This is a genomic window from Pantoea sp. SGAir0430 (assembly GCF_043549295.1).
In genome coordinates, this window is sequence record NZ_CP039427.1 from 2418480 (window position 1) to 2431444 (window position 12965).

General features: G+C 62.2%; 12 protein-coding genes. 6 read left to right on the forward strand and 6 right to left on the reverse strand.

Annotation, left to right across the window (positions count from 1 at the left end; translation table 11 throughout):
- Positions 1–57: 57 nt before the first annotated feature.
- From E7738_RS11590 to fepD, 3 genes are read right to left on the reverse strand one after another with little or no spacing between them, the layout of a single operon-like run.
- Positions 58–855, reverse strand: coding sequence for an ATP-binding cassette domain-containing protein (locus E7738_RS11590; protein ID WP_394515650.1), 798 nt, complete (start codon positions 853–855; stop codon positions 58–60).
- Positions 852–1835 carry an iron-enterobactin ABC transporter permease gene (gene fepG, locus E7738_RS11595; RefSeq protein ID WP_278707867.1) on the reverse strand — a complete coding sequence of 328 codons (984 nt, stop codon included), beginning with the start codon at positions 1833–1835 and terminating at the stop codon, positions 852–854. The genes E7738_RS11590 and fepG overlap by 4 nt, the downstream gene beginning before the upstream one ends.
- Positions 1832–2821, reverse strand: coding sequence for a Fe(3+)-siderophore ABC transporter permease (gene fepD / locus E7738_RS11600; RefSeq protein ID WP_394515651.1), 990 nt, complete (start codon positions 2819–2821; stop codon positions 1832–1834). Before fepD ends, fepG begins: the two co-directional genes overlap by 4 nt.
- A gap of 146 nt (positions 2822–2967) precedes the next feature.
- Between fepD and entS the strand changes: the two genes are divergently transcribed.
- Complete coding sequence (entS, locus tag E7738_RS11605; RefSeq protein ID WP_058774889.1) at positions 2968–4218, forward strand: enterobactin transporter EntS; 1251 nt, start codon at positions 2968–2970, stop codon at positions 4216–4218.
- Here entS and fepB read toward each other — a convergent pair.
- Complete coding sequence (fepB, locus tag E7738_RS11610) at positions 4213–5178, reverse strand: Fe2+-enterobactin ABC transporter substrate-binding protein (protein ID WP_058780377.1); 966 nt, start codon at positions 5176–5178, stop codon at positions 4213–4215. The genes entS and fepB overlap by 6 nt on opposite strands.
- Before the next feature lie 179 nt (positions 5179–5357).
- Between fepB and E7738_RS11615 the strand changes: the two genes are divergently transcribed.
- From E7738_RS11615 to E7738_RS11635, 5 genes are read left to right on the forward strand one after another with little or no spacing between them, the layout of a single operon-like run.
- Positions 5358–6536, forward strand: a complete 1179-nt coding sequence (locus E7738_RS11615; protein ID WP_370515556.1) for an isochorismate synthase — start codon at positions 5358–5360, stop codon at positions 6534–6536.
- 10 nt (positions 6537–6546) lie between these two features.
- On the forward strand, positions 6547–8160 hold the full coding sequence (locus E7738_RS11620) for a (2,3-dihydroxybenzoyl)adenylate synthase (RefSeq protein ID WP_058780376.1): 1614 nt from the start codon (positions 6547–6549) through the stop codon (positions 8158–8160).
- Between the two features lie 18 nt (positions 8161–8178).
- Positions 8179–9033, forward strand: a complete 855-nt coding sequence (locus E7738_RS11625) for an isochorismatase family protein (protein WP_021507724.1) — start codon at positions 8179–8181, stop codon at positions 9031–9033.
- Complete coding sequence (gene dhbA / locus E7738_RS11630) at positions 9030–9788, forward strand: 2,3-dihydro-2,3-dihydroxybenzoate dehydrogenase (RefSeq protein ID WP_058759589.1); 759 nt, start codon at positions 9030–9032, stop codon at positions 9786–9788. The genes E7738_RS11625 and dhbA overlap by 4 nt, the downstream gene beginning before the upstream one ends.
- Positions 9789–9791: 3 nt before the next feature.
- A complete protein-coding gene (locus E7738_RS11635) occupies positions 9792–10208 on the forward strand; it encodes a hotdog fold thioesterase (RefSeq protein WP_021507726.1) in 417 nt (138 codons plus the stop codon).
- 106 nt (positions 10209–10314) lie between these two features.
- On the opposite strand, the gene E7738_RS11640 is transcribed toward E7738_RS11635, so the two are convergent.
- Positions 10315–11469, reverse strand: a complete 1155-nt coding sequence (locus E7738_RS11640; protein WP_394515624.1) for an IS481 family transposase — start codon at positions 11467–11469, stop codon at positions 10315–10317.
- A gap of 208 nt (positions 11470–11677) precedes the next feature.
- The gene (cgtA, locus tag E7738_RS11645) at positions 11678–12853 is read right to left on the reverse strand and encodes an Obg family GTPase CgtA (protein ID WP_394515652.1); all 1176 of its coding nucleotides are present in this window, start codon (positions 12851–12853) and stop codon (positions 11678–11680) included.
- Between the last annotated feature and the right edge of the window lie 112 nt (positions 12854–12965).

The following is a 12965-nucleotide window of genomic DNA, read 5'->3' on the forward strand; positions in this document are numbered from 1 at the left end:
GACGGGAGAGGGAACCGTATGGCAGAAGACGTTTAAACAACAGCCCTTTCTTCTGCTTTAGCGCCCGCGCCCCAGCGGCACAATCATTGGCGTATGCGCCACCGGATCCTCAACAATCACACAGCGTAATCCGTACACCTGCTCAATCAGTGCTGGCGTAACAATCTTGCCAGGCTTGCCCTCGGCAATGATCTTCCCGTGACGCATGGCGATCAGATGAGTGGCGTAGCGGCAGGCGTGATTAAGGTCGTGCAGCACCACCACCAGCGTGCGGCCATGCTGCTGATTGAGCGTCTGCATCAGCTCAAGCAGCTCAATCTGGTGGGTAATATCCAGCCAGGTGGTGGGCTCATCCAGCAGCAGCAGCGGCGTCTGCTGCGCCAGTACCATGGCGATCCATACGCGCTGACGCTGCCCGCCGGACAGAGTATCGACCGCCTGTTGCGCCAGATCCGCCACGCCGGTGGCCAGCATCGCCTGCTGCACCGCCGCTTCATCCTCCGCGCGCCAGCGGCCAAACAGTGACTGATGCGGATAACGTCCGCGCGCCACCAGCTCGCTCACGCTGATGCCCGCCGGTGCGCTCGAACTCTGCGGCAGCAGGCCAAGGCGGCGCGCCACCTCTTTGGTGGGATAACGTGCAATCGCCTCGCCGTCCAGCAGCACGTCGCCTTTCAGCGGTGCCTGCAGGCGGCTGAGAGTACGCAGCAGGGTGGATTTACCGCAGGCGTTAGGGCCGATAATCACGGTCAGCTCCCCTTGCGGAATCGCCACCGAGAGATTTTCCGCCACCACTTTTTTGTCATAACCCAGCGTCAGGCCTTCGCCATACAGCCGAGAAGGAATATCGATCATTGGCGTCGCGCCTCCCGCACCAGTAATGCAATCAGATAGAGTCCGCCCAGGCTGACGGTGATCACGCCAACCGGCAGTTGATAAGGCAGGAACAGATGCTGCGCGGCATAATCGGCGGCGCACAACAGCAGCGCGCCGCACAGCGCCGCCAGCCACAACGCGCCTTTTTCCCCACCGCACAGCCGGCGCGCAATCTGCGGTGCCAGCAGCGCCACGAACGAGATCGGCCCCGCCAGCGCGGTGGACGCCGCGGTCAGCAGCACGCCCAGCAGCATCAGCCACAGGCGGCTGCGCTCCACCGGCACGCCGAGCGCGCAGGCGGTGTCGTCGCCCATCTCCAGCAGACGCATGCGGCGCGTTAACAGCGCCACCAGCAGCAGCGACAGCAGCAGCACCGTCACCACCGGCGGCGTTTTCGCCCAGGTGATGCCGTTAAGCGAGCCGGCGCTCCACAGCCCGGCGCTGAGCGCCGACTCCAGCGAAGCGCTGATAATCAGCCAGGCATTGAGCGCCATCAGCAGCGCGCGCACGCTAATGCCCACGATGATTAACCGAAACGTTTCCACCCCGTTGCGCCAGGCAAACAGGTACACCAGCGCAGCCGTCGCGATACCGCCGATCAGCGCGGCCCCGGTCATTGCGGTAATACTTTGATTGAACAGCACCAGCGCCACCAGCACACCGCTGTAAGCGCCGGTATTGAAGCCGAGAATATCCGGGCTGCCGAGCGGGTTGCGCAGCAGCGACTGAAAAATTGCCCCGCTGACACCCAGCGCCGCACCGATCAGCAGCGCCATCAGCACGCGCGGCAGCCGCCACTCCACCACAATCAGCTGCACATTAGCCGCTCCCTGCCCGCGCAGCGCCTGCCACACCTGCTCCGCCGTAATCGGCAGCGCACCGCGCGTCAGCGCCAGCCACGTCAGCAGCGCACACGCTAATAGCAGCCAGCCGCCATGCAACCAGGCGCGCCGCGTCATAATCCACCTCGCCCGCGCTGGCGCCGTACCAGCAAAATCAGCATCGGCGCACCAAGGATGGCGGTCACTATTGAGACACGCAGTTCGCCTGCCACCATCATCCGCCCCAGAATATCCGCCGCCAGCAGCAGCGCCGGGGTGATCAGCGCCGTCGCTGGCAGCAGCCAGCGGTGATCGTTGCCCACCAGCCAGCGGGCAAAATGCGGCGTCATCAGGCCGATAAAAGCGATCGGTCCGACGGCGGCGGTCGCCGCGCCGCTCAGTAAGGCAATCGCCAGCAGGCCCAGCAGTTGAGTGCGCACCACGCGCGTGCCCAGCGCCGCCGCCATATCGCCGCCCATGCTCAGGCTGTTCAGCGACTGCGCCAGCCCCAGCGCCAGCGCCGCACCGGCCAGCACCGCCGGGCTCAGGGTACGCAACACGCTGAAATCGCGGATATCCAGCGAGCCGCTTTGCCAGAAGCGCAGGTGATCGTAAATGTCCGGATTGAGCAGCGACAGGCCGGAGGTTAAGCCCTCCAGCACCGCCGCCAGCGCCACGCCTGCCAGCGTCAGACGCACCGGATTGACGCGCCCGCCGCCCATCGCGCCAATCACCGTCATCAGCAGCGCCGCCAGCAGCGCGCCGCTGAAGGCCAGCGTCAGCCACTGCAGCGGGGAGTCCGCTCCCAGCAGCGCGATGCCGAGCACGATGGCAAAACCGGCACCGGCGTTCACGCCCAGAATGCCCGGCTCGGCCAACGGGTTACGCGTCAGACTCTGCATCAGCGCGCCCGCCAGCCCCAGCGCCACGCCAGCCAGCAAACCGGCCAGCGTGCGCGTCAGGCGCGCATCGCGCACGATGATGCACTCCGCGCTGGAGCAGGAGGCGGTGAGAGCGTGATACACATCGGAAAGCGGTATTGATTTGGCACCCAGCATCAGACTGAGCGCCATGAGGAGCAAAAGCAGAATCCCTGAGCCTGCTAATGCACGGATCTGGCGCATAGCGTTCTAAACCTTCACTGTTCGACGTCGTTGCGGTGCAACATAATGTGATAATGATATTTGTTATCGTTATTACTCGCGTTTGCCTATGTTACCATGAGTCGCCTCGCGGATGATGAGGAAAATTGGTGCAAAAAGGCGAAACAATGAACAAACCCTCTCACTTTATCGATCTCTCACTGCTGAAAACCCACGCGGCGTTTCGCGCGGTGTTTATTGCGCGTTTTATCTCGATTGTGGCGCTCGGCATGCTGGCCGTTGCCGTGCCGGTGCAGATTCAGCAGATGACCCATTCACCGTTGCTGGTGGGCCTCGCCGTCACACTGTCCGCTGCCGGCATGTTTACTGGCCTGCTGACCGGCGGCGTGCTGGCCGATCGCTATGAGCGTAAGAAGTTGATCCTGTTTGCCCGCACCACCTGCGGGCTGGGCTTTGTCGCGCTGGCGATAAATGCCGCGCTGCCCGCGCCTTCGCTGCTGGCGGTCTATCTGCTGGGCTTGTGGGACGGCTTTTTCGGTGCGATTGGCGTCACGGCGCTGCTGGCCGCTACGCCGGCGCTGGTGGGACGCGAAAACATTATGCAGGCCGGCGCGATCACCATGCTGACGGTGCGCTTCGGCTCGATTTTATCGCCGGCAATTGCTGGTGTGGTGATCGCGCACGGCGGCGTGCTGTGGAATTACGGACTGACCGCCTTCGGCACGCTGCTGACGGTGCTGACGCTGCTGCAGCTACCTGCGCTGCCCCCGCCTCCGCAGCCGCGCGAGCATCCGCTGCGGGCGCTGGCAACCGGCGTGCAGTTCCTGTTCGCCAGCCCGCTGGTCGGCATGGTGGCGCTGACCGGTGCGCTGGTGACGCTGGCCAGCGCCATCCGCGTGCTGTACCCGGCGCTGGCACCGCACTGGTCAGTCAGCGCCGACCAGCTCGGTATGCTGTACGCCGCCGTGCCGCTCGGTGCCGCCGTGGGTGCATTTACCAGCGGCAGGCTGAAACAGGCGGCGCGCCCGGGGCGGCTGGTGCTGGGCAGCGCCGTGGCCGGTTTCGTCGCCCTGGGCCTGTTCAGCCTGATGCCGACGCTGTGGCTGGCGCTGCTGTGTCTGGCGGGCTTCGGCTATTTCAGTGCCATCAACAGCCTGGTGCAATACGCAATGATTCAGCTGCTGACGCCAGATCATCTGCTGGGCCGCATCAACAGCCTGTGGACGGCGCAGAACGTGTGCGGCGATGCCCTCGGCGCCGCGCTGATTGGTGCCCTCGGTTCGTGGCTGTTACCGGCGCAGGCTGCCGCGGCGTTTGGCTGTGCCGCGACACTGCTTGGCGTCATGATGTGGTTGATGATGAAAGGATTACGGCGCTATCAGGCGCCCGCGCCGGTGCTGGCGCAGCAAACATCATGATTTGACGAACAGCTGATGCAGACGCGTCAGCAGATTGCTGGCGCTGTAGTAATCCAGGCGGAAGGTGTCGATGCCCAGCGCATAGACCTGCTTATCGCGCACCGCCGCGTTTTGTGCCAGGAACGGGTTACTCAGCACTGACTGCGCAGTTTTGTCATCGCCGGCAAACAGCAGGAAGCTGTGGCCGGTCAGGCTGGCGGCGAGATTCTCGCCCGAGAGCTGAATAATGTCTTTGCGCTGGCCCATACTGTGCCCCTGTTGCGTGTCGGCCGGCGGCTGCGCCAGTGTAAAACCGAGCTGCTGCAGCAGTTTGCCCTGCGCCGATGCGGCGGTCCACAGATTCACTGCCCGGCCATCACCGTTCCATACCATCGCGGAGACCGGCTGCGGCGGCAGCGTAATGGCCTGCTTCAGCGCCGCTTCGCGATCGTCGAACTCTTTTACGCGCTGCGCTGCCTGTGCTTCATGGCCGGTGGCCTGCCCCAGCAGCGTAACCACATCCTGCCAGCTCTTATCGTCGTAGTTGACCACCAGCGTGGGGGCAATGGCGGACAGCTGACTGACCAGCTTCAGGGCGGAGTCATTACCGGTGGCGCTGACGATAATCAGATCCGGGGCTTGCGCCGCAATCGCCTCGGCGCTCGGCTCACCAATGTACAGCCGCTTAACGTGGCGCTGCTTTGCCACCTCGCCCCACTGACGGAAGAAGCCCTGATCGTCGGCCAGGCGGCTTTTCGGTGCGGTCGCGCCTGAGGCGATGACCGGCGCGTCAATCGCCAGCAGCGAGCCGGTCAGCGTGACGCTGGTGGAGACAATGCGCTGCGGTGCCTGGTGAAGCGTTACCGTTCCGGTCGCGCCCTGTACGCTGCGCGGCCAGCCCTGGTCGGCCCGCGCTGTCCCTGACAGCGACTGGAAAATGAACAACAGGACAGCCATGCCCCATAAACCGCATTTATTCATAAGTTTTGATCCACCTTTTAGCTTAATGCCTGGCCCGGCGTCAGCCGCCGCTTACGTCTGACAGCACGGTAAATCCCGCGAATGGATTGACTCTTTGCCCCTTTCGACGTAGGTTACAGAGCCATAATAAAAATGATAATCATTCTTAATAATCTTATCATTTATAGGTGAAAATTATGGTGGAAAGCTCCACGTTTGAAAATGCCTGGCTGAAGGATTTTTCCGCGCTGTGCCGCGGTTTCCTTTTCACCTCGCCATGGCGCAGCCTGGCCACCCAGGGCTGCTATACCACGATCAACACGCCGGTGGGCGATGCCGCGCTGCTGCAGGGCGACTTTCAACAGCAGTTGCGCCAGCACTTTGCCGCGGCGAAAAAGCAGGGGATCGCCAATCCGCTGCTGGTGGGCGCGATTCCGTTTGACGTCAGCCAGCCAGCGTCGCTGTTCATACCCGAATCCTGGCAGAGCTTTAATCGCGCCGACCTGCAACAGGCGTTACCGGCGCAGCAGAGCGATCTGCCGGCAGTGCGGCGGCGGACGGCAGTGCCAGACCACGCGGTGTTTACCCGCATGGTGGCCGACGCCGTTGCCACCATCCAGCGCGGCGATCCGGACAAAGTGGTGCTGTCGCGCCTGATGGATATCGTCACGGAGCAGCCGGTGGATACCGCCGCGCTGATGCAGCGCGTGATCGCGCAAAATCCCAATAGCTACCATTTCCATCTGCCACTGGCGGAAGGAGGCGCGCTGGTGGGTGCCAGCCCGGAGCTGATGCTGCGCAAACAGGGGCGCGATTTCTCCTCCTGCCCGCTGGCCGGCTCGGCGCGCCGCCATCATGACGATGTCAGCGCCGATCGCGCGGCAGGTAATACCCTGATGGCGTCAGCCAAAGATCGCCACGAACATCAGCTGGTGACCGACGCGATGCGCAGCACGCTGCAGCCGCGTAGCCGCCTGCTGTCAGTGCCTACCGTGCCGTCGCTGATCACCACCGCCACGCTGTGGCATCTGGCGACGCAAATCGATGGCGAAGTGCAGGATGAGCGCGAAAATGCGCTGTCGCTGGCTGCGCTGCTGCACCCAACCCCGGCCCTGAGCGGCTTCCCGCACGCCCGCGCGCAGCAGCTGATTCAGCAGCTCGAACCCTTTGATCGCCAGCTGTTTGGCGGCATCGTCGGCTGGTGCGACAGCGAAGGCAACGGCGAATGGGTGGTGACCATTCGCTGCGGAACGGTAAACGGCACGCGCGTGCGGCTGTTTGCCGGCGCTGGCATCGTCGCCGACTCACAACCGGAATCAGAATGGCGTGAAACGGGTGTGAAGCTGGACACCATGTTGCGCGCTTTTGGACTGCAATAAAGGAACAAGCATGAGCATTCCCTTCAGCCGCTGGCCGGCACATCTGGCCGCGCGCTACCGCGAAAAAGGCTACTGGATCGACGTGCCGCTGACCGACATCATCGACCGCCATCGCGAAAACGACGCTATCGCCGTGATCGATGGCCCTTTACAGCTCAGCTACCGCCAGCTGGCGCAGCGCAGTGATAATCTGGCGGCGGCGCTGCAGCGGCGCGGTTTACAGCGCGGTGACACGGCGCTGGTGCAGCTCGGCAACGTGGCCGATTTTTACGTTACGCTGTTTGCCCTGTTTAAGCTGGGCGTGGTCCCGGTGTACGCGCTGTTCAGCCATCAGCGCACTGAACTGCTGGCCTATGCGCAGCAGATTGCACCGAAACTGCTGATTGCCGATCGCCAGCACGCGCTGTTTGCCAGCGACGACTTCATCGCCACGCTGTGCGAGGCGCAGCCCACGCTGCAGCAGGTGATCCTGCGTAACGACGCGCAGGCGGAAAATACGCTGGCGTCGCTGCAGGATGAAGCGGCTGGCGATTTTGTCGCGACACCGACGGCCGCCGATGAAGTGGCGTTTTTCCAGCTCTCCGGCGGCAGCACCGGCACGCCGAAGCTGATTCCGCGCACCCACAACGACTACTACTACAGCATTCGCGCCAGTGACGAGATTTGCCACATCAACGCCGACACGCGCTATCTGATCGCCCTGCCCGCGCCGCATAACTTCGCCATGAGTTCCCCCGGTTCACTCGGGGTGTTCTATGCCGGTGGCCAGGTGATTCTCGCCGCGGATCCCAGCGCCACGCTCTGCTTCCCGCTGATTGAGCAGCACCAGGTGACCGATACCGGGCTGGTGCCGCCGGCGGTCAGCCTGTGGTTGCAGGCAATTCAGGAGTGGGGCAGCAATACAGCGCTGGCCTCGCTGCAGCGCATTCAGGTGGGCGGAGCCAAACTGGGCGAAACGCTGGCCGCACGCATTCAGCGTGAAATCGGCTGCCAGCTGCAGCAGGTGTTTGGCATGGCGGAAGGGCTGGTTAACTACACGCGCTTCGGCGATGACGAGCAAACCATTCTGACTACCCAGGGGCGTCCGATTTCGGAAGATGACGAAGTGTGGGTGGCCGACGAGAACGGCAATCCGCTGCCGCCAGGCCAGGTGGGTCGCCTGATGACGCGCGGCCCTTACACCTTCCGGGGCTACTACAACAGCCCGGAGCACAATGCCGCCAGCTTCGACGCCAACGGTTTTTACTGCTCAGGCGATCTGATTGAGATCAACGCTCAGGGCTACATCACCGTACAGGGACGCGAAAAGGATCAGATCAACCGCGGTGGCGAGAAGATCGCCGCAGAAGAGATCGAAAACTTGCTGCTGCGCCATCCGGATGTGATCCACGCCGCGCTGGTGTCCATGCATGACGAGCTGATGGGTGAAAAGAGCTGTGCCTTCATTGTGGCGCGCCAGCCGGTGAAACCGGTCGCGCTGCGCCGCCATCTGCGCGAGCTGGGCATTGCCGAATTCAAACTTCCCGACCGCATTACCTGCGTCGACGCCCTGCCGCTGACCCCGGTGGGCAAAGTGGATAAAAAACGTTTACGCCAACAGCTTGCTGAGCAGACGCAAGCCTGATTTTTTCCGGAGATTGTAATGGCTATTCCAAAACTGACCTCTTATGCGCTGCCCGCCGCCACTGAGCTGCCGGCTAACAAAGTACAATGGGCGCTGGAGCCGCAGCGCGCGGCGCTGCTGATTCACGATATGCAGGCCTATTTCCTCAACTTCTGGGGCGAAGACAGCCCGCTGGTGAATCAGGTGGTGGAGAACATTGCCCGCCTGCGCGCTTACTGCAAAGCGCAGGGCATTCCGGTGTTCTATACCGCCCAGCCCAACCAGCAAAGCGATGAGGATCGCGCGCTGCTGAATGATATGTGGGGACCAGGGCTGAACAAACATCCGGATCAGCAGAAGATCGTCGACGCGCTGGCGCCGGATCAGGACGATCAGGTGCTGACTAAATGGCGCTACAGCGCGTTCGTGCGCTCGCCGCTGGAATCTATCCTGCAGGAGATGGGCCGCGATCAGCTGATCATTACTGGCGTGTATGCCCACATCGGCTGCCTGACCACCGCCACCGACGCCTTCATGCGTAACATCCAGCCGTTCATGGTGGCCGATGCGCTGGCCGACTTCTCGCGCGACGAGCATATGATGGCGCTGACCTACACCGCAGGTCGCAGTGGCAAAGTGGTAATGACCGCCGACCTGATGCCGCTGCCACAGAGCAAGGACGCGCTGCGGGCGCTGATTCTGCCGCTGCTGGAAGATGATGACGTGCCGGAAGATGATGAAAACCTGATCGATTATGGGCTGGATTCGGTGCGCGTGATGGCGCTGGCGGCGCGCTGGCGTCAGGTGCACAGCGATATCGACTTCATCAGCCTGGCGAAAAACCCCAGCATTGATGGCTGGTGGGCGCTGCTGTCACGGGTGCCAGCGCAATGAGTGCCTGTTTTGATTTCAGCGGAAAAATTGTCTGGGTGACCGGTGCCGGTAAAGGCATCGGCTACCACACCGCGCTGGCGTTCCATCAGGCCGGAGCGCAGGTGACCGGTTTTGATCTGCACTTTGGCCAGGATGACTATCCGTTTGCCACCTGCCAGCTGGATGTCGCCGACAGCGCTGCGGTGCGCGATTGCTGTCAGTCACTGCTGGCCAGCCAGCCGCGGCTGGATATCCTGGTGAACGGCGCGGGCATTCTGCGCATCGGCAGCACCGATGCGCTGTCGTTTGCTGACTGGCAGGCGTGTCTCGCCGTCAACGCCGGCGGCGCGTTTAACCTGTTCCAGCAGACGCTGCCGGTCTTCCGCCAGCAGCGCGCTGGCGCGATTGTCACCATCGCCTCTAACGCCGCGCACGCCCCGCGACTCGGCATGTCAGCCTATGGCGCGTCCAAAGCAGCACTGCGCAGCCTGTGCCAGACGGTTGGCCTTGAGATGGCACCGTATGGCGTGCGCTGCAATATTGTCTCACCGGGATCAACCGATACCGATATGCAGCGCAGCCTGTGGCATACGCCGGAAGCCGAGCAGGAGATGATCAACGGTTTCCCGGATCAGTACAAACTGGGGATTCCGCTGCGTAAGATCGCCCAGCCGCAGGAGATCGTGAACAATATCCTGTTCCTTGCCTCGGATCTTGCCAGCCACGTGGTGCTGCAGGATATTGTGGTGGACGGTGGCGCAACGCTGGGAGCCTGAGGCATGGCAATCTGGAAACGTACGGTGGATCTCGCCACGCTGAATCAGCTGGGCGATAACTCGCTGGTGGCGCATCTGGGCATCGTGTTTACCGCGATCGGTGACGATTATCTGGAGGCCACCATGCCGGTAGACAGCCGCACGCAGCAGCCGTTTGGTCTGCTGCACGGCGGCGCGTCGGTGGTGCTGGCGGAGTCGATGGGCTCCATTGCCGGTTACCTGAGCGTGGAAGAAGGTAAAAGCGTGGTGGGCATTGAGGTGAGCGCCAGCCATCATCGGGCGGTGAGCAGCGGCGAGGTGCGCGGTGTTTGTCGTCCGCTGCATCTTGGCGCGCGCAATCAGAGCTGGCAGATTGAGATACGCAATGGTCGCGATCAGCTGTGTTGCAGTTCGCGGCTGACGGTGGCGGTGCTGGGGTAGGTTTGGTTCCGCTGCGGCCTGATGCCCTCACCCTGCCCTCTCCCACTGTACAGTGTACAGTCCGGGGACATGGCAGACAGGTGTTCGGGGACATAGTGAACACTTTTTAACATCCTTTACCCATGGTGATCGACTTTTTCTTCAGGTCGATCACCCCCACTTTTGTGCTGTACCACCACACCTCGTAATAACCGTCTTCCCCCGTCTCCTTCAGCCCCACACGCTCTCCCCTGAACGCCTTGCCCGCCTTCAGGCTGAGTCCTTTTACGCTCAGCTTCCCGCTGATATCCACCTTCCTGACCATCACGCCCTCGTCGTATTCCGGTGGCGCTACTCGCCCGCTGTACTGCCGCGATGAGGGCTGATAGCGCGACGCCGGCACCGCCATCTCCAGCGCCTCATGCGGGCGCTCGAGATTGTAGACCGTCCGCCAGTGGTCGAAGGCGCGCTGCAGCTCACCGCTGTCTGCGAACCACTTCCCCTGCAGCACTTCCGCCTTCAGGCTGCGGTGAAAGCGCTCCAGCTTGCCCTGCGTCTGCGGATGATACGGCCGCGAGTGTCCCACCCGGATGCCGTGGCGCATCAGCCACAGCTCCACTGCCGTCCAGGTGCCGGTGGTGTCGCCCCACGGCGAGCCGTTGTCCATCGTCATCCGGTCCGGCAGGCCGTAGCGCTCAAAGACGCTGACCAGCTGCTCCTGTACCGTCTCACGCCGTTCGTCAGCGCAGTGCACCAGGCACAGCGAGAACCGGGAGTGGTCGTCCAGCAGGGTAAGCGGGTGGCAGCGGCCGCCGCCAAAGGGAAAGTGGCCCTTAAAATCCATCTGCCAGAGCCGGTTCGGGGCCGCGTGCTCAAACCGGCCGGTGGCCGGGACGCCCGGCGCTGCGCCCGGCAGCAGGCCGTGGCGGGCCATCAGGTTGTGGACGGTGCTGAAGGCCGGCATGCCGTGCCCGCGGTCTTCGAGCCAGCGCTTAATCTTGCGGGCCCCCCAGTGCTGATGAAGCTCATGCGCCATACGCAGCAGCTCAGTGATGTCGTCAGATGAGCGGTTGGGTGAGTGACGGGGCGCGCGGGAGCGGTCCTGAAGGCCGGACGGTCCTTCCTCATCCCAGCGGCGAAGCCACTTGTAGCCGGTGGCGGGAGATATGCCGTAGCGGCGGCACAGCTCGCGGATGTTCGCCCCGTCTTGCGAGGCGAACAGAACAAACTCAGTACGTAATGACATGGTATCTCTCGCATCCCAGGGCATAAGCGACTCCATAAACGGGTTCTTATGCCTTAGTTGTAAGTGTCTACCATGTCCCCGAACAAGTGTTCACGATGTCCCCGGACTGTACACCACGGGGAGAGGGAATGATTGTGCGGGCTGGTGCTCTCTCCCACGGGGAGAGGGAATGATGGTGCGGGCTGGTGCTCGGCGCTAAACAGCAATAAAAAAAGCGGCCATCTGGCCGCTTTTTTCGCTGACATCAACGCTGATAAATGATCTCGACGCCTTCGTCGTCGTCTTCATCCCAGTCGTCATCCCAGTCTTCGTCTTCTTCCACTTCCTGAGCATTTTCCAGCGCTTCACGGTGGTAATCATCCCACATGAAGGCCACTTTCTCTGGCTGCTTCGCTTCTTCTTCCGCTTCTTTTGGATTCGCAATGATAAAGCTCATCACATCCCAGCACAGCTCATTGACACCGTCACGGCTGGCGGCGGAGATCAGATAATATTTCTCATCCCAGCCCAGCGCTTCGGCAATCGCTTTAGCGCGGCTTTCCGCCTCTTCACGGCTCAGCAGGTCAGTTTTATTGAATACCAGCCAGCGCGGCTTCTGGTACAGCTTGTCGCTGTATTTCTCCAGCTCGCCGAGAATGATGCGGGCATTTTCTACCGGATCGGATTCGTCGATTGGCGCGATGTCGATGAGGTGCAGCAGCACACGGCAGCGCTCCAGATGCTTGAGGAAGCGAATTCCGAGGCCCGCGCCTTCCGCTGCGCCTTCAATCAGGCCGGGAATGTCGGCGACCACGAAGCTCTTTTCGCTATCCATACGTACCACGCCGAGGCTTGGCACCAGGGTGGTGAACGGATAATCCGCCACTTTTGGCTTCGCCGCTGATACTGCGCGGATAAAGGTCGATTTACCGGCGTTTGGCAGACCCAGCATCCCCACGTCTGCCAGCAACATCAGTTCCAGCTGCAGGTCGCGCTTCTCGCCCGGCGTGCCCATGGTTTTCTGACGCGGCGTACGGTTCACGGACGATTTGAAGCGGGTGTTGCCCAGACCGTGCCAGCCACCCTTCGCCACCATCAGCTTCTGCTCATGGCGCGTCATGTCGCCCAGCGTTTCGCCCGTGTCCTGATCGATCACGCGCGTACCCACCGGCACTTTAACAATGATGTCTTTACCGCGTTTACCGGTACAGTCACGGCTCTGGCCATTCTGGCCGCGTTCGGCGCGGAAAGATTTTTCGAAACGATAATCGATCAGGGTGTTGAGGTTTTCATCCGCCAGCAGGTAAACATCACCGCCGTCACCGCCGTCACCGCCGTCCGGTCCCCCTTTGGGAATGTACTTCTCGCGGCGGAAGCTGACGCAACCGTTGCCACCATCACCCGCGACCACCAGGATCGTCGCTTCATCAACAAACTTCATTTTTTATCTCCGTCACACTGTCGTTTGCGCCACGCTGCGGGCGACAAACGGGTCCGCCAGGGTCTTCTGCGCTGACCGGCGGCGGATAATACAGGATTGGCAAAGCTATGTG

What these genes read in the sequence shown, in the direction of transcription:
- E7738_RS11590 (WP_394515650.1), bottom strand. Translation starts at nt 855, where the DNA reads ATGATCGATATTCCTTCTCGGCTGTATGGCGAAGGCCTGACGCTGGGT.
- fepG (WP_278707867.1), bottom strand. Translation starts at nt 1,835, where the DNA reads ATGACGCGGCGCGCCTGGTTGCATGGCGGCTGGCTGCTATTAGCGTGT.
- fepD (WP_394515651.1), bottom strand. Translation starts at nt 2,821, where the DNA reads ATGCGCCAGATCCGTGCATTAGCAGGCTCAGGGATTCTGCTTTTGCTC.
- entS (WP_058774889.1), top strand. Translation starts at nt 2,968, where the DNA reads ATGAACAAACCCTCTCACTTTATCGATCTCTCACTGCTGAAAACCCAC.
- fepB (WP_058780377.1), bottom strand. Translation starts at nt 5,178, where the DNA reads ATGAATAAATGCGGTTTATGGGGCATGGCTGTCCTGTTGTTCATTTTC.
- E7738_RS11620 (WP_058780376.1), top strand. Translation starts at nt 6,547, where the DNA reads ATGAGCATTCCCTTCAGCCGCTGGCCGGCACATCTGGCCGCGCGCTAC.
- E7738_RS11625 (WP_021507724.1), top strand. Translation starts at nt 8,179, where the DNA reads ATGGCTATTCCAAAACTGACCTCTTATGCGCTGCCCGCCGCCACTGAG.
- dhbA (WP_058759589.1), top strand. Translation starts at nt 9,030, where the DNA reads ATGAGTGCCTGTTTTGATTTCAGCGGAAAAATTGTCTGGGTGACCGGT.
- E7738_RS11635 (WP_021507726.1), top strand. Translation starts at nt 9,792, where the DNA reads ATGGCAATCTGGAAACGTACGGTGGATCTCGCCACGCTGAATCAGCTG.
- E7738_RS11640 (WP_394515624.1), bottom strand. Translation starts at nt 11,469, where the DNA reads ATGGAGTCGCTTATGCCCTGGGATGCGAGAGATACCATGTCATTACGT.
- cgtA (WP_394515652.1), bottom strand. Translation starts at nt 12,853, where the DNA reads ATGAAGTTTGTTGATGAAGCGACGATCCTGGTGGTCGCGGGTGATGGT.